A 16044-nucleotide genomic window follows, 5' to 3' on the forward strand; every position below is an offset into this window, starting at 1 on the left:
CTGTACGCGCTCCGGAGCGGGGCCGCGGACGAACCCGGGACGGCCGCGCCCCGGCTCAGCGCGTGCCGAACGCGACGGTGTCGCCGTCCGCGGAGGGGCCGGGCCGCCGACCGCGGAAGGCGAGGTCGGGCGAGCGCTCGACGAGCTCGTGCAGCGCGGCCTGCACCCGTCCGGGCGACGGCACGTCGACGAGCACCAGCGGCCGGTCGCCGCCGGACTCGATGCGCAGGTCGCCCGTGCCGAACAGCCGCTGCATCGGGGTCCGCCGGACGACCACCTGGTAGCCGACGGCGTGCAGCACGTCGCGGCGGGTGCGCACGAAGATGCCGGAGCGCACGATGATCCGGCGGGTCGTGACCGTGGTGCGCCGCGTCAGCCAGGCGAGGTACGGGAGCCCGGAGCCGGCCGCGACGACGAGCGCCGCGGCACCCAGCACCGCCCAGCGCTGCCAGTCCTCGTCGACGATCGCGACGAGGTAGGTGGCACCGCCGGCGACGACGACGAGCAGCAGCGCCGGGAGGATGAGCACCCTGGCGTGGCGGCGCAGCCGCACGAGCACCCGCTCCGGCGCCGGCTGCGGGACCGGCGCGGCCGTCGGGCTGGTGGAGCTCATACGCCCATTAATAGCGCAGGTGGGTCACGTCCCCCGCGGAGACCGCCTGCGGTTCGCCGGTCTCGTGCTCGCGAACGACCAGCCGGCCGTCGCCGTCGATGGCCTCCGCGGTGCCGACGAGCTCGCCGCCGCCCGGGAGCTCGACGCGCACGTCGGCGTCCAGGGTGCCGCAGAGGCCCCGCACCCAGTCGGCCGTGCCGCTGCGCTCGGCGTCGCCGCCGGCCTCCGCGAACGTCGCGTAGGCCGCGAGGAACCCCGAGAGGTAGTCGGCGAGGACCGCGTCGGCGTCGGGCTCGCGGCCCGTGGCGAGCAGCAGCGAGGTGGCGGTGATCGCCGGCAGGTCGTGCTCGTCGAGGGTGAGGTTGAGGCCGGCGCCGACGATGATCGCGTCGCCGCCGGGGGCGAGCTCGGTGAGGATGCCGCACAGCTTGTAGCCCGACACGAGCACGTCGTTCGGCCACTTGAGCTCGACCTCGACGCCGCCGGGGCCGTCGTCGCCCGACGTCGTGCCGGCCGGAGCGGGTGCCTCCTCCACGGCGGCGCCGGCCTCGGTCGCCGCGGCGACCGCGCGGCGTGCGGCCTCGGTCATCGCAGCGCCGGCGATCAGCGGGATCCAGCCCAGCGCGTCGGGAGGGAGCATCCGCCCCCCGGCGCCGGCCGGACGCACCAGCAGGGAGATCGCGAGGGTCTTGCCGGACGGCGCGAACCAGGTGCGGCCGAGGCGGCCGCGGCCGGCGGTCTGGTCGTCGGTGACCACGATGGCGCCGTGCGGCCAGTCCGCGGCCTCCGACCCGGTCGCCGCATCCCGCAGCACGTCGTTCGTCGAGCCGGCGTGCGCGAGGAACTCGAATCGCGGCACCGCCGCGCGCGAGCGTGACCAGTCCATTCCCACCTCCGGGTGCGTGTGGGATTCAGGCTAGTATCCGGACGCGATTTGTAGGGTTCCCGCAACGAAAGCCGCCGGACGGGCGCCGGTAGAGTGAATCGCGTGACCGATGCGACAACCGACGGCCCCCAGCTCGCCACCACCGCGGGCAGGATCGCCGACCTCAAGGCCCGCTACCACGAGGCCGTGACCGCCGCAGGCGAGGCCGCAGCGGCCAAGCAGCACGCGAAGGGCAAGCTCACCGCCCGCGAACGCATCGAGGGCCTCCTCGACCCGGGCTCGTTCGTCGAGCTCGACGAGTACGTGCGGCACCGCACGCACGCGTTCGGCATGGAGCAGAAGCGCCCCTACGGCGACGCCGTCGTCACGGGCACCGGCACCATCCACGGTCGCCGCGTCGCCGTCTACTCGCAGGACTTCACCACCTTCGGCGGCTCGCTCGGCGAGGTCGCCGGCGAGAAGATCATCAAGGTGATGGACCTCGCGCTGAAGACCGGCGTGCCGATCATCGGCATCCTCGACTCCGGCGGCGCCCGCATCCAGGAGGGCGTGGTCGCGCTCGGCAAGTACGGCGAGATCTTCCGCCGCAACACGGCCGCGTCCGGCGTCATCCCGCAGATCTCGATCATCATGGGCCCGGCGGCGGGCGGCGCGGTGTACTCCCCCGCCCTGACCGACTTCGTCATCATGGTCGACAAGTCGAGCCACATGTTCGTCACCGGCCCCGACGTCATCAAGACCGTCACCGGCGAGGAGGTCGGCTTCGAGGAGCTCGGCGGCGCGCTCACGCACAACTCGGTGTCGGGCGTCGCGCACTACCTCGCGAGCGACGAGCCCGACGCGCTCGACTACGCACGCACCCTCGTGGCCTTCCTGCCCGACAACAACATGTCGGAGGCACCGGTCTACGACTCCGACGTCGAGCTCGAGATCACCGACGAGGACCACCGCCTCGACACGGTCATCCCCGACTCCCCGAACCAGCCGTACGACATGCACCAGGTCATCGCGGGCATCGTCGACCACGGCGACTTCCTCGAGGTCCAGCCGCTGTTCGCGCCGAACATCGTCGTCGGCTTCGCCCGCGTCGAGGGCCGCTCGGTCGGCATCATCGCGAACCAGCCGAACCAGATGGCCGGCACCCTGAACATCGCCGCCGGCGAGAAGGCGGCGCGGTTCGTGCGCTTCTGCGACGCGTTCGGACTCCCGATCGTCACCCTCGTCGACGTGCCCGGCTACCTGCCCGGCACCGACCAGGAGTGGACGGGCGTCATCCGCCGCGGCGCGAAGCTGCTCTACGCGTACGCGGAAGCCACCGTGCCCCTCGTCACCGTCATCACCCGCAAGGCCTACGGCGGCGCGTACATCGTCATGGGCTCCAAGCAGCTCGGCGCCGACATCAACCTCGCGTGGCCGACCGCGGAGATCGCGGTCATGGGCGGCCAGGGCGCCGTCAACATCCTCTACCGCGGCGAGATCAAGCGGGCCGAGGAGGCCGGCGAGGATGTCGCGGCCGTCCGCACGCAGCTCGCGAACGAGTACACGTACAACGTGGCCTCCCCGTTCCTCGCCGCCGAGCGCGGTGAGCTCGACGGCGTGATCGAGCCCGCGGCGACCCGGGTCGCGATCGTGAAGGCGCTCCGCACCCTCCGCACCAAGCGGGCGAGCCTGCCGCCGAAGAAGCACGGGAACATCCCGCTGTAGGGGCGCGCCATGACCGATCAGCACGACGGCGCGGACCTCGACCTGCGCATCCTTTCCCGCGACATCCCCTCCGAGGACGCCGCCGCGGCCAGCGCGGTGATCCGCGCCGCGGCGGAGGCCGCGGCCGAGGAACCGCCGCGCACCGACGGCTCGACCCACGAATGGGTCCGCGCCGGACGCGCCCATCGCGAGCCCTTCGAACGCGGTCCCGGGCGCTGGAACGCGTGGGGTCGCTGACTTCTTCCGAAATCGTCCCCATAAATGACGACTGACGGTGTCGTCCACCCTCTAGCATGATGATGAGACGCTCCTCGGAGCTCCGCGATCGTCGGTCGGGTAGCCGACGTTCGACGGGCGGGTAATGGTGATATTCGGGTTGTCATCATCACCCGGGCTCGGCGGGAGCCGGTCTTCGGACCGGCTCCCGCTTCTCGTTCCCGGTGCATCGTCCCAGGTCGTCCGGGGCCTTCCTCCGCGGAGCGCCGCAGCGGCGCCGGGGCCTTCCGCCGCGGCGCAACGGCGCCGCGGCGCCGCGGCGCGTCACTCGCGCGCGAGCGCTCCCCCGGCCGCCTCGAACCGCGGGATCTCCAGCCAGAACTCCACGTCGGCATCCTCGGTGTCGTCGTCATCGCCGTCGGCGTCGCTCATGAGCCCGACCACCGTCACCGCGACCGGTGATCCCTCGGCCGCCGTGCGCGCGATGATCCGGTCGGCCCGCGAGGACGCGACCGCCACGGCGAGCCGCGACAGCACGCGGTCGCGGGCGACCTCGTCGAGGTCGTCGATGCCGCCCTCGTCGAGGAGGGTCACCACGGCACCGCGTTCCCTGGCCCGCCGCACCTCGTGCCGCACGGCGTCGGTGAGGAGCATCCGACCGCGGATCTCGTCGCGGATCGACGCCTCGAGCAGGCGGCTCTCCACCCGCTGCTCGTCGGTGAGTGCGCCGCGCTGCTCGGCGATCCGCCGCAGCATCGGGGCCGCCGTGCGCGTGGTCTGCGCGAGGCGCATCCGACCCTCGAACAGGTGCGCGTCCTGCGCGGCCTGCCACGCCGCCGCCTCGCGCTCGGCCTGCGCGTACCGGCGGGCCTCTCGCGCCGCCGAGGTCAGGGCCACCGTGAGGGCGTGCGCGATGCCGACCCAGACGATGCTGCCGATCACGCCGAGCGAGCCGAGCGCCGGCAGCCCGGCCCAGAACACCGTCTGCACGGCGAGCGCGAGCACGCCGACCCAGGCGACGAGCAACTGCCGGCGCGCGGCGGCGATCGTCATCAGCGTGCCGACCGCGGCGACGTACCAGGTGGCGTACCCGTTGTCGCGGGCCGGGTCGAGCTGGGTGGTGACCAGGAGCGGGATGGCGATCGCGACCGCGAGGTCGAACGCCGCGATCCAGTCGGCGAGCCGCACCCGGCGGGTCGGCCAGAGGCTCAGCACGGTCGCGAGCGAGTAGAGCCCGACGGCGGCGAGGGTCGGCCACGGATGGGTCGGCACGCCGATCGCGTAGAAGGCGAGCACCACGTGGTACGCCGAGAAGCACGCCCCGAGCGAGGTCAGCAGCAGGCGGGAGATCGCGATCATCCGCCCACCACCACCGCCGGCCAGCCGAGCGAGACCGTCGTGCCCCGACCGGGCGCCGATTCGATCGTGGCCATGCCGCCGACGCCGCGCAGCCGCTCCTCGATCGAGACCCGCAGGCCGAGCCGCTCCGAGGGCACGGCGGCCGGATCGAACCCGCCGCCGTCGTCGGCGACCTCGATGACGCAGCCGGTCGCCCGGACCCCGCGGATCCGCAGCTCGCGCCGGATGGGCCGCGCATCGTCGTCGGCGTGCTGGAGGCTGTTCACCATCGCCTGGACGGCCGCCGAGTACAGCGCGTCGACCGCGTCGACGGTGAGCTCGACGCCTGCGACGTTCACCACGCGCACGGTGAACGGCGTCGAGAACGTCGTCAGCGCCGCGCGCAGGCGGCGCACGAGCACCGTGAGCGGCACGCGCCCGTCGGCGGCGGTCGTCGGCGTGCCGGCCTCGCGGAGCCGCCCGAGGGCGCCCACCGCCATGCGGGAGGCGAGCACCTGCTCCTCGTCGGTGGTCGCCGCGGCCGCCGCGAGCAGCGTCGCGAGCACGCTGTCGTGCACCAGGGCGTCGACGCGCACCCGCTCGAGCTCGTTCGCGTGCAGTCGCGCGGCGGTGTCGTACCGCTGCAGCGCCGCCTCCTGCGCCGTGTCGACCCCCTCGGCCGCATGGCGCAGCATCACGACGATGATGAGCAGGACGACGCCGAGGATGATCGCGTAGACCGTGTCGAGGACGGCCAGCAGCGGTTCGGCGGAGCCGCCGGCGGGCAGCAGCCGGATGGCGCCGTAGACGAGCGGCACCACGACGGCGTACCCGGTCGCCCACGCGACCGGGAACGCCACCGCGGCGGCCGTGGTCGCGACGCTGCAGAGGTAGTACAGCCACGGCGACGCGCCGTGCAGCGCCGCGGGATCGGCCACGACGAACGGCCAGGCGATGAGCGCGGCGGCGTACAGCGCGGCGAACGCCACGGCGGCGGTCCGGACGGCGACCTTCGCGACGGCGGCCACGGCGAGGGCCGCCGCCGAGCCGTACAGCACGGCCATGAGCGCGGCGCCCGCACCGGGGACCATCGCCGCGGCCTGGTCGATGGCCGCCGGCACCGTCTGCACGCCGAACACGATCGCCCCGGCGCCGAGCGCCCGGCTGACGACCGTCTCGACCTGTGCGCGGTTGACGGCCCGACGCCGGCCCGCGGGCCGGACCAGGGGCCACTCAGCGGCGGACATCTCCCGATTCGCCGTCGAGCCCGGGCAGGATGCCGTCCTCGACCGCCCGGCGGAGCAGGTCGACCTTCGTCGGTGCGGGACGGCCGACCTCGATGTACTTGGTGCGGATGCGGTCGAGGTACTCGCGCGCCGTGGAGTGCGCGATGCCGAGGTTCAGCGCGACGAGCTTCAGCGGCAGCCCCGACGCGTACAGGTGCAGCACGTCGCGCTCGCGCGGGCCGAGCTGCGCCTTCGCGAAGTCGCGGTCGGCTTCGATGGCGCTCGCCCATTCGACGTTGTTCAGGACCTCGCCGCTCGCGACGGTGGCGATCGCGGCGATCACCTTCGACATCGGCGACGACTTCGGGATGACTCCGGCCGCGCCGGCGGCGAGCGCCTCGCGGACCGCGGCGACGCGGTCGGCGATGCTGTGCACCAGCACGGCGCTGCCCGTGCCGAGGACGGCGCGGACGTTGTCGGTCACGCTGCGCCCGTCGCCGAGCGAGAGGTCGAGCACGACGACGTCGCACCGCCCGCCGCCGAGGGAGTCGAGGAGCTCGGGAACCCCGGCCACCTCGGCCACGATCTCGTAGCCCGCCTCCTGGCACGCGGCGCGCAGGCCGAGCCGGACCGCTTCGTGGTCGTCCACGATCGCGACCGTCGTGGTCCGCCCCGGGTCACCCGTCATCGCTGCCATTCCCCCTGCCTCGTTCACACGATAGCGGCTAGTCGCGCGACCGCTTCGACGTGGTGCGTGTTCGGGAAGAGGTCGAACGCGCGGATCGCCTCGAGGCCGTAGCCGAGCTCGCGGAAGGTGCCGAGGTCGCGCGCCAGCGCGACCGGGTCGCAGGCGACGTAGACGAGCTGGGCGGGCGCCAGCGCGACGAGCCGCTCGACGACCTCGCGGCCGGCGCCGGAGCGGGGCGGGTCGAGCACGATCGTCGCCGTGGAGCGCCCGCGCGGGGCATCCGCTGCGGCCCCGCGCCCGAGGAACCGGTCGACGCGGGCGGTGCGGGCCTGCGCGTTGCGCCACTCGGCGAGGTTGTGCGCGGCGTGCGCGGTGGCCCGCTCGTCGGCCTCGACGGTCGTGATGCGCACGTCGGGGCCGAACCGGTCGCCGACGGCGGCCGCGAGCAGGCCCACGCCGCCGTAGAGGTCGAGGTTGTCGGCGTCGGGGTCGAACCGGGCCGGGTCGACCAGGTCCTGCACGGCCGCGGTCAGGGTCGCCGCCGCACCTCGGTGCACCTGCCAGAACCCGCCGCGCGAGAGCCGGAAGCTGCGGTCGCCCACGCGCTCCTCGATGTCGTCGGCCGTCGCCGGGCGCAGGTCGGGGCCGTGCACGAGCTCGATCGCCCCGCCCGTCGACGGCGCGATGAGGTCGATGCGGTCGAGACCGCGCCGGAAGGCGTCGAGGTCGACGGCGGCGCGCAGCGCCGGGTCGGCCAGGGGCAGGTCGTCCACGGTGATCACGCGGTGGCTCCGTGCCGCGTACGGCCCGACGCGGCCCTCGGCGTCGACGTGCAGGCGCACGCGCGTGCGCCACCCGGTGCCGAGGTCGGGGTCGACGTCGGGCGCGAGCGCCGGGTCGACGGCTTCGACGAGCACGTCGCGCTCCTCGCCGGCCATGCGGGCGAGCGACTCCTGCAGCACCTCCGCCTTGAGCTCCCGCTGGCGTGCCAGCCGGATGTGCCCGAACTCGGCGCCGCCGGGCCGGTCCTCGGGGGCTCGGTCGACGGATGCCTCGGGCCACACGTGCGGGCGGCGGTCGGGCGACGCGTCGAGCACCTCGACGGTGTCGGCGCGCCAGAACCGGTCGCGGCTCGCGTCGACGACGCGGGCCCGCACCCGTTCGCCCGGGATGGCGTCGGACACGAACACGACACGGCCCTCGTGCCGTGCGACGCCGACGCCGCCGTGCGCGATGCGCTGCACCTCGAGGTCGAGCACGGGCCCGTCGAGCACGGGCCCGTCGGGCGCCGGCGCATCCGACGCCCGTCCGTTCGCGGCGCGGCCGTCGGGGCGCGGCGCCCCGGCCTGGCGCTGTGCGGGTCGCCCGCCTCCCTGCCGCCGCCCGGAGGCGGCTCCCGGGCGGCGCGGATTCCGGCGTCGGTCGTTCTGGGGCATGCTTCGAGGATTCCACACCCGGCGCGCGGCAGGATGGTCCGCATGCGCCTCTACCTCGCCTCGACGTCGCCCGCCCGCCTCCAGCTGCTGCGCCAGGCGGGCATCGAGCCGGTCACCGTCTCGCCCGGCGTCGACGAGGAGGCGCTCGTCGCCGCGCATGAGGCCGCGCACGGTCCGCTCGAGGCGCCCGAGCTCGTGCAGCTGCTCGCGCAGGCGAAGGCGGAGGCGATCCTCGGGGCGACGCCCGGCGGCGAGCCGATCGACGGCTTCGTGCTCGGCGGCGACTCGGCGTTCCTCGTCGGCGGGCGCCTGCACGGCAAGCCGCACCGCCCGGAGGTGGCGCGGGAGCGCTGGCACGAGCAGAACGGACGCACCGGGCAGCTCTGGTCGGGCCACTGGCTGGTCGACCACCGCGGCGGGCAGGTGCGCGGTGCGGTCGGGCGCCCGGCCGTGGCATCCGTGTCGTTCGCCGACCTCGACGACGCGGAGATCGACGCGTACGTCGCGACGGGCGAGCCCCTCGCCGTCGCGGGCGCCTTCACCGTCGACAGCCTGGGCGGTCCCTTCATCCGCCGCGTCGAGGGCGACCCGTCGACCGTGGTGGGCCTGTCGCTGTCGACGCTGCGCGAGCTCGTGCGCGAGCTCGGCGGCGACTGGACCGCCCTCTGGAACCGCCGGGGCTGATCCCCGCCGCCGCGCCGGGCGCGCGGGCCTTGTGCGCGCACGCACGGTTTTCCGAGGTCTTTTTGTCGAGGGCGACCAAAGCCGGTCGCGGCGGCGTGAATAGCCTTGAACTATGTCGCGCATCACGAAAGTCCTCATCGCCAACCGCGGCGAGATCGCCGTCCGTGTCATCCGGGCCGCGCGCGACGCCGGCATCCGCTCCGTCGCCGTGTACGCCGACCAGGACCGCGACGCCCGCCACGTGAAGCTCGCCGACGAGGCGTACGCCCTCGAGGGCTCCACGAGCGCCGAGACCTACCTCGTGATCGACAAGATCCTCTCGATCGCCCGCCGCGCCGGCGCCGACGCCGTGCACCCCGGCTACGGCTTCCTCGCCGAGAACCCCGACTTCGCCCGTGCCATCATCGCCGCCGGCATCACCTGGATCGGCCCGTCGCCCGAGGCGATCGAGCGCCTCGGCGACAAGGTCTCCGCGCGCCACGTCGCCGAGAAGGTCGGCGCCCCGCTCGCGCCGGGCACCCTCAACCCGGTGGCGGATGCCTCGGAGGTGCTCGAGTTCGTCGACGAGCACGGCCTGCCCGTCGCGATCAAGGCCGCCTTCGGCGGCGGCGGCCGCGGCCTCAAGGTCGCCCGCACGCGCGAGGAGGTGCCCGAGCTCTTCGACTCGGCCACCCGCGAGGCCGTCGCCGCCTTCGGCCGCGGCGAGTGCTTCGTCGAGAAGTACCTCGACAAGCCGCGTCACGTCGAGACCCAGTGCCTCGCCGACCAGCACGGCAACGTCGTCGTCGTGTCGACCCGCGACTGCTCGCTGCAGCGCCGCCACCAGAAGCTCGTCGAGGAGGCGCCCGCGCCGTTCCTGACCGACGAGCAGATCGAGAAGCTGTACTCCTCGTCGAAGGCGATCCTCAAGGAGGTCGGCTACGTCGGCGCCGGCACCTGCGAGTTCCTCATCGGCCAGGACGGCACCGTCTCGTTCCTCGAGGTGAACACCCGTCTCCAGGTCGAGCACCCGGTGTCGGAGGAGGTCACCGGGATCGACCTCGTGCGCGAGCAGTTCCGCCTCGCCGAGGGCGGCGTGCTCGACTACCCCGACCCCGTCGCGACCGGCCACTCGTTCGAGTTCCGCATCAACGGCGAGGACCCGGGCCGCAACTTCCTCCCGGCCCCGGGCCCGGTGCACGTGCTGCGCTTCCCCGGCGGCCCCGGCGTGCGCATCGACTCGGGCGTCACGACCGGCGACGAGATCTCGGGTGCGTTCGACTCGCTCCTCGCGAAGCTCATCGTCACCGGCTCGTCGCGCGCCGACGCCCTCGAGCGGTCGCGCCGTGCGCTCGGCGAGTTCGAGGTCGCGGGCCTGCCGACCGTGCTGCCGTTCCACCGCGACGTCGTGAACCAGCCGGCGTTCGCCCCCGAGGGCGACGCGCCGTTCTCGGTGTACACGCGCTGGATCGAGACCGAGTACGAGAACACGATCGAGCCCTGGACGGGCGAGCTCGAGGAGACCAAGGGCCCGCAGGCCCGCGCCACGGTCGTCGTCGAGGTGCAGGGCAAGCGCGTCGAGGTGAGCCTGCCGAAGAAGCTGTCGGGCGAGCCGCGCAGCCTCACGCTCGGCCCCGCGCCGCGCCGCCGCGCGGCCGGTCACGCCGTCGACACGGCCACCGGCGACGCCGTCACCGCGCCGATGCAGGCGACGGTCGTGAAGGTCGCGGTCGCCGAGGGCGACAAGGTCGTCAAGGGCGACCTGATCCTCGTGCTCGAGGCCATGAAGATGGAGCAGCCGATCGTCGCCCACAAGGACGGCGTGGTCGGCCCGGTGAACGCGGAGACCGGCGCCACCGTCTCGAGCGGCCACCTGCTGCTGTCGATCACCGACCCGGTCGAGGTCGCCGCGGCCTGAGCCGCATCGCGCTTCGCTACCGCTCGGCGAGCTCCAGCAGCGGCGCCACGCCCTCCGCGAACCAGTACGCCTCCTCGAGGTGCGGGTAGCCCGAGAGCACGAACTCGGTGAAGCCGACGGCGCGGTACCGCCGGATGAGGTCGGCCACCTCGGCGAAGCTGCCGACGAGCGCCGTGCCGGCGCCGCCCCGGACCAGGCCGATCCCCGCCCAGAGCCCGGGCACGATCTCGAGGTCCTCGCGCCGCAGGCCGCCCGAGACGAGCTCGGCCTGCCGGCGCTGGCCGACCGAGGCTGACGCCAGGAACGACTCGCGCGCCCGGGCGACGACCTCGGGATCGAGGCCGGCCACGAGCGCATCGGCGACGCGCCAGGCCTCCTCGCTCGTCGGCCGCGCGATGACGTGCAGGCGCACGCCGTAGCGCAGGGTGCGTCCGCGCGCGGCGGCGGCCTCGCGCACGAGCGCGATCTTCTCCCCCGCCTGCTCGGGCGGCTCGCCCCAGGTGAGGTACACGTCGGCGTGCTCGGCGGCGACCTCGATCGCCGCGTCGGAGGAGCCGCCGAGGTAGATCTCGGGCACCGCCTCGAGCCTCGGCAGGCGAGCCCCCTCGATCCGGTAGAACTCCCCGTCGTGGTCGACCGTCTCGCCGCTCCAGAGCCGCCGCACCACCGCGAGGTACTCCCCCGCCCGCCGGTACCGGTCGTCCTTGTCGATGCGGTCGCCGTACTTTCGCTGCTCGGCGTCATCGCCGCCGACGACGACGTTGACGCGCAGCCGGTTGCCGGTGAGGCGCTGGAAGGTGGCGGCGGCCTCGGCCTGCAGGGTCGGCGAGACGAGGCCCGGCCGGAACGCGACCAGGAAGTCGAGGTCGCGCGTGTGCTGCGACAGCGCCGTCGCGGCGACCCAGCTCTCCTCGCTGCGGCCGCCGGTCGGGATGAGCACGGCCCGGTACCCGAGCCGGTCGGCGGCGCGCGCGATCTGCGACAGGTAGTCGATGCCCGGCTCCCGCCGGGCGGGCGCGGCGGACTGCCCCGCGTAGGTCATGGCCGAACCCTGGCTGAGGTCGGTGCGGGAGTCGCCGGTGAGCGGGATGAACCAGTCGAGGATGATCCCGCCGGTCGCGGCAGCGGGGCCTCCGTCGGTTCCGGTGGGGCGCGTGGCGGGCTCGGTCGTGGTCACGCCCGGAGCCTAGTTCCCGCTTCGGGCGGGCCGCGGCGATGTTGCCGCGCGTGACGGCGGGGCATCCGACCGCGAACGACGGCGACGGATGCCCCGCGCGCGGCGCATGGCATCCGTCGCGCCGGCCGCTACGCCGGCGGCGCGCCCTGCGGCGTCGGCAGCTCCACCTCGCTCACCCCGCCGCCCGCGAGCCGCGAGTGCCGGCGCCCGTACAGGAGGTAGACGACGACGCCGATCACCAGCCAGACGAGGAACCGCACCCACGTGAGGGTGGTGAGGTTGAGCATCAGCCAGAGGCACGCGACCGCCGAGAGGATCGGCAGCACCGGCGACCACGGCACCCGGAACCCGCGGGGCAGGTCGGGCCGGGTGCGGCGCAGCACCACCACGCCGACGCTCACCAGCACGAACGCCGACAGCGTGCCGATGTTGATCATCTCCTCGAGCAGCCCGACGTCGGTGAACGCGGCGACGAGCGCGACGACCGTGCCCGCGATGACCTGGATGCGGGCCGGCGTCTTCGTGTGCTCGGTGGTCCGCGACAGCCAGCGCGGCAGCAGGCCGTCGCGGCTGAGGGCGAACACGATCCGCGAGAGGCCGAGCAGGAGCACCATGATCACGGTCGTGAGCCCGGCGAGCGCGCCGAGCGAGATCACCGCCGACGCCCAGTCCTGCCCGACGAGCCGGAACGCGGTCGCGAGCGACGGGGTCTCCTCCTCGGCGAGCTCCGTGTACGACACCATGCCGGTCATCACGATCGACACGAGCACGTACAGCACGGTCACGATCGCGAGGCCGAGGAAGATGCCGCGCGGCAGCCGCCGCTGCGGGTCGCGCACCTCCTCGGCGCTCGTCGCGACGACGTCGAAGCCGATGAAGGCGAAGAACACGAGGGATGCCGCGGCGAGCATGCCGAACACGCCGTACTGCGCGGGCGCCGCACCGGTGAGCCACGAGAACAGCGACTGCGTCCACGCGTCGGCCGCGCCGCCCTCCGAGGGGACCGGCTCGGGGATGAACGGGGTGAAGTTCGCCGCGTTCACGAAGAAGAACCCGACGACGATGACGAACACCACGATCGCGACCTTGATGATCGTGAAGACGGCGCCGACGCGGGCGGTGAGCTTCGTGCCGGCGACGAGCAGCGCCGTGAAGAGGGCGACGATGAGGAACGCCGGCCACGAGACCGAGACTCCGCCGATCTCGAGGGTCGCGGGGAACGGCAGCCCGAAGGCCAGCAGCGCCTCGCCGAGGTAGACGCCCCAGTACTTGGCGAGCACCGCGGCGCCGGTGAACATCTCGAGGATGAGGTCCCAGCCGATGATCCAGGCGAGGAGCTCCCCCATCGTCGCGTAGGTGAAGGTGTACGCGCTGCCCGCGACCGGCACGGTCGAGGCGAACTCGGCGTAGCACATGATCGCGAGCCCGCAGGTGACGGCCGCGAGCACGAACGACACGATGACGCTCGGCCCGGCGAAGTTCGCCGCCGCCTGCGCGCCGACCGAGAAGATGCCCGCGCCGACCGCGACCGCGATGCCCATGAGGGCGAGGTCCCAGGTGCCGAGCGAGCGCCGGAGGCTCCGTTCCTCGTCGCCCGCGTCGGCCAGCGAGGCCTCGACGGACTTCACGCGCAGGTTCATCCGTTTCCCCCTGTCTCCCGGGCGGCCCCCTCGCCGTCTCCCCGGGCTCGGTGTCAGCGCACCACGTGCATGGCCCTCGCCGCATCCGTCAGCGAACCCGACAGCGACGGGTACACCGGGAACGCCTCCGAGAACTGGTCTACCGTGAGCCGGTGCTCGACCGCGAGGGCCAGCGGGAAGATCAGCTCGGACGCCTTCGGCGCGACGATCACGCCGCCGATGATCGCGCCCGATCCCGCCGACGCGAACAGCTTCACGAAGCCCTCGCGGATGTTCATCATCTTCGCGCGCGGGTTCGAGGTGAGCGGCAGCTTGTAGACGACGCCGGGCACCATGCCGTCCTCGATCTCGCGCTCGGTCCAGCCGACCGTCGCGATCTCGGGCTGCGTGAAGATGTTGGAGGTGATGTTGCGGTTCTCCGGCGGGTTCACGATGTCGCCCATGGCGTGGAAGACCGCGGTGCGTCCCTGCATCGAGGCGACGGAGGCGAGCGGCAGGAAGGTGGTGCAGTCGCCGGCCGCGTAGATGTTCGGCATCGACGTGCGGGCGACGCGGTTCACCCGGATGTGCCCGGAGTCGGCGAGCTGCACACCGGCCTCCTCGAGGCCGATGCCGGCGGTGTTCGGCACCGAGCCGACCGCCATGAGGCAGTGCGAGCCGTGCACCTGGCGTCCGTCGGACAGGGTCGCCACGACCCCGTCGCCGTCGCGCACGACCGACTCGGCGCGCGACTTGCCCATCACCTTCATGCCGTTGCGCTTGAAGACCTTCTTCGATCACGGCCGCCGCGTCCTGGTCCTCGCCGGGGAGCACCTGGTCGCGGCTGGAGATGAGGGTGACCTTGGCCCCGAGCGCCCGGTAGGCCGAGGCGAACTCGGCCCCGGTCACGCCCGAGCCGACGACGATGAGGTGCTCGGGCACCTGCTCGAGCCGGTAGAGCTGCGTCCAGGTGAGGATGCGCTCGCCGTCGGGCACGGCCGACGGCAGGATGCGCGGCGTCGCGCCGACCGAGACGACGAGCGTGTCGGCCTCGATCCGGTCGAAGTCGGTGCCGCCGCGGCCCGTCGAGACGATGATCGCGTCGGCGCCGTCGAGGCGGCCCTCGCCCTGCACGAGGTGGACGCCGGCGTCGATGAGGTTCGTGCGCATGTCTTCCGACTGCTGCGCGGCGAGGCCGAGCAGGCGCTTGTTAACGGCGGCGAGGTTGATCGCGACCTGCGGCTTCACGGCCTTGTCGGCGGCGCCCTTCGCGTAGAACTGCACGCCGAGCTCGGCGGCCTCCTTCACGGCGTTCGACGCCTCGGCGGTCGCGATGAGCGACTTCGACGGCACCACGTCGGTGAGCACGGCGGAGCCGCCGACGCCGGCGCGCTCGATGAGGGTGACCTCGGCACCGAGCCGGGCGGCGGACAGCGCCGCCTCGTACCCGCCGGGACCGCCTCCGAGGACGGCGATCCGTTGCGTGCGCTCGAACTCATAGGCCATTCCCCCATTCTCCCGCAGGCCCGAACGGCCGCCAAAACGCGGGCGGGCGCGCCGCGTCGCCCGCGGACGGCCGTCGGCGGGCCATCGAGCCGCGCGCGGGAGCGACGGCCTGCGCAGGTGAGCAGCGGGTCGGATGCCTCGCGCGCGCGTGCGCGCGGCCTGCCGGGGCATCCGGCTCGTCACTAGCATGGGGGGATGCAGGAACCGAACCCCTTGGACGACCCGCTGGCCGACCCGTTCCGCGTGGCGTACGACGCCGCCCGGCGGATCGCCGAGCTCACGGGCATCGAGCGCCACGACCTCGCACTCACCCTCGGCTCCGGCTGGGGCAAGGCGGCCGACCTGATCGGCGAGACGACGCACACGATCCCCGCGACCGAGGTGCCTGGCTTCTCGAAGCCCGCCCTCGAGGGCCATGTCGGCACGCTCCGCTCGGTACTGCTCCCCACGGGCAAGCGCGCCCTGGTGATCGGCGCCCGCACGCACTACTACGAGGGCCACGGCGTGCGCCGGGTCGTCCACTCGGTGCGCACCGCCGCGGCGACCGGGGCATCCACGATGATCCTCACCAACGGCGCGGGCGGCATCAAGGAGCACTGGAAGCCCGGCACCCCGGTGCTGATCAGCGACCACATCAACCTCACGGCCGACTCGCCCCTCGAGGGCGCGACGTTCATCGACCTGACCGACCTCTACTCCGCGCGGCTGCGCGGCATCGCCCGCGGCATCGCGCCCGAGCTCGACGAGGGCGTGTACTGCCAGTTCCGCGGCCCGCACTACGAGACGCCCGCCGAGGTGCAGATGGCCAAGGCCGTCGGCGGCCACATCGTCGGCATGTCGACGGCCCTCGAGGCGATCGCCGCGCGACAGGCCGGCATGGAGATCCTCGGCATGTCGCTCATCACGAACCTCGCCGCCGGCATCCAGCAGACTCCGCTCAGCCACCAGGAGGTCATCGAGGCCGGCCGCGAGGCCGAGCCGGTGATCTCGAAGCTGCTCGCCGACATCGTCGCGGCGCTCTGACGCGCCCCGCCCCGCACGAACCCGCACCACA

The 16044-nt window shown here is 73.6% G+C and carries 13 protein-coding genes and 1 pseudogene; 5 read left to right on the forward strand and 9 right to left on the reverse strand.

Annotated elements, in window-relative coordinates; all coding sequences use genetic code 11:
- Window positions 1-55: 55 nt before the first annotated feature.
- The gene (locus ACGGZK_RS16765; protein WP_395243756.1) at window positions 56-613 is read right to left on the reverse strand and encodes a PH domain-containing protein; all 558 of its coding nucleotides are present in this window, start codon (window positions 611-613) and stop codon (window positions 56-58) included.
- Window positions 614-620: 7 nt separating this feature from the next.
- Entirely contained in the window at window positions 621-1499 is an 879-nt protein-coding gene (locus tag ACGGZK_RS16770) for a biotin--[acetyl-CoA-carboxylase] ligase (protein ID WP_395243757.1), read from the reverse strand.
- Window positions 1500-1592: 93 nt separating this feature from the next.
- Here ACGGZK_RS16770 and ACGGZK_RS16775 point away from each other — a divergent pair, with 93 nt between their 5' ends.
- Window positions 1593-3203, forward strand: coding sequence for an acyl-CoA carboxylase subunit beta (locus tag ACGGZK_RS16775; protein WP_395243758.1), 1611 nt, complete (start codon window positions 1593-1595; stop codon window positions 3201-3203).
- 9 nt (window positions 3204-3212) lie between these two features.
- A complete protein-coding gene (locus tag ACGGZK_RS16780; protein ID WP_395243759.1) occupies window positions 3213-3440 on the forward strand; it encodes an acyl-CoA carboxylase epsilon subunit in 228 nt (75 codons plus the stop codon).
- A 303-nt stretch (window positions 3441-3743) separates the two neighbouring features.
- Here the strand turns inward: ACGGZK_RS16780 and ACGGZK_RS16785 are convergent, their stop codons facing one another.
- From ACGGZK_RS16785 to ACGGZK_RS16800, 4 genes are read right to left on the reverse strand one after another with little or no spacing between them, the layout of a single operon-like run.
- Window positions 3744-4778, reverse strand: a complete 1035-nt coding sequence (locus tag ACGGZK_RS16785) for a hypothetical protein (RefSeq protein WP_395243760.1) — start codon at window positions 4776-4778, stop codon at window positions 3744-3746.
- Window positions 4775-6004, reverse strand: coding sequence for a sensor histidine kinase (locus ACGGZK_RS16790; RefSeq protein ID WP_395243761.1), 1230 nt, complete (start codon window positions 6002-6004; stop codon window positions 4775-4777). The genes ACGGZK_RS16785 and ACGGZK_RS16790 overlap by 4 nt, the downstream gene beginning before the upstream one ends.
- Window positions 5991-6680 carry a response regulator gene (locus ACGGZK_RS16795; protein WP_395243762.1) on the reverse strand — a complete coding sequence of 230 codons (690 nt, stop codon included), beginning with the start codon at window positions 6678-6680 and terminating at the stop codon, window positions 5991-5993. The genes ACGGZK_RS16790 and ACGGZK_RS16795 overlap by 14 nt, the downstream gene beginning before the upstream one ends.
- A gap of 14 nt (window positions 6681-6694) precedes the next feature.
- Entirely contained in the window at window positions 6695-7945 is a 1251-nt protein-coding gene (locus ACGGZK_RS16800; protein WP_395246116.1) for a class I SAM-dependent RNA methyltransferase, read from the reverse strand.
- Between the two features lie 204 nt (window positions 7946-8149).
- On the opposite strand from ACGGZK_RS16800, the gene ACGGZK_RS16805 reads away from it, so the two are divergent.
- Both ACGGZK_RS16805 and ACGGZK_RS16810 read left to right on the forward strand, forming a co-directional pair.
- On the forward strand, window positions 8150-8791 hold the full coding sequence (locus ACGGZK_RS16805) for a Maf family protein (protein ID WP_395243763.1): 642 nt from the start codon (window positions 8150-8152) through the stop codon (window positions 8789-8791).
- Window positions 8792-8903: 112 nt separating this feature from the next.
- Window positions 8904-10688, forward strand: coding sequence for an acetyl/propionyl/methylcrotonyl-CoA carboxylase subunit alpha (locus ACGGZK_RS16810; protein ID WP_395243764.1), 1785 nt, complete (start codon window positions 8904-8906; stop codon window positions 10686-10688).
- Window positions 10689-10704: 16 nt separating this feature from the next.
- Here ACGGZK_RS16810 and ACGGZK_RS16815 read toward each other — a convergent pair whose 3' ends face one another.
- The 3 genes and pseudogenes from ACGGZK_RS16815 to ACGGZK_RS16825 form a co-directional block, all read right to left on the reverse strand.
- Complete coding sequence (locus ACGGZK_RS16815; protein WP_395243765.1) at window positions 10705-11865, reverse strand: LLM class flavin-dependent oxidoreductase; 1161 nt, start codon at window positions 11863-11865, stop codon at window positions 10705-10707.
- A gap of 128 nt (window positions 11866-11993) precedes the next feature.
- On the reverse strand, window positions 11994-13505 hold the full coding sequence (locus ACGGZK_RS16820) for an APC family permease (protein WP_395243766.1): 1512 nt from the start codon (window positions 13503-13505) through the stop codon (window positions 11994-11996).
- 53 nt (window positions 13506-13558) lie between these two features.
- Window positions 13559-14990 (reverse strand): annotated as a pseudogene (locus ACGGZK_RS16825) (NAD(P)H-quinone dehydrogenase).
- A 195-nt stretch (window positions 14991-15185) separates the two neighbouring features.
- Here ACGGZK_RS16825 and ACGGZK_RS16830 point away from each other — a divergent pair.
- Window positions 15186-16013, forward strand: a complete 828-nt coding sequence (locus tag ACGGZK_RS16830; RefSeq protein ID WP_395243767.1) for a purine-nucleoside phosphorylase — start codon at window positions 15186-15188, stop codon at window positions 16011-16013.
- The last annotated feature ends 31 nt before the right edge of the window (window positions 16014-16044 follow it).

The sequence above is a fragment of the Agromyces sp. MMS24-K17 genome, assembly GCF_043950245.1.
Lineage (GTDB): Bacteria > Actinomycetota > Actinomycetes > Actinomycetales > Microbacteriaceae > Agromyces.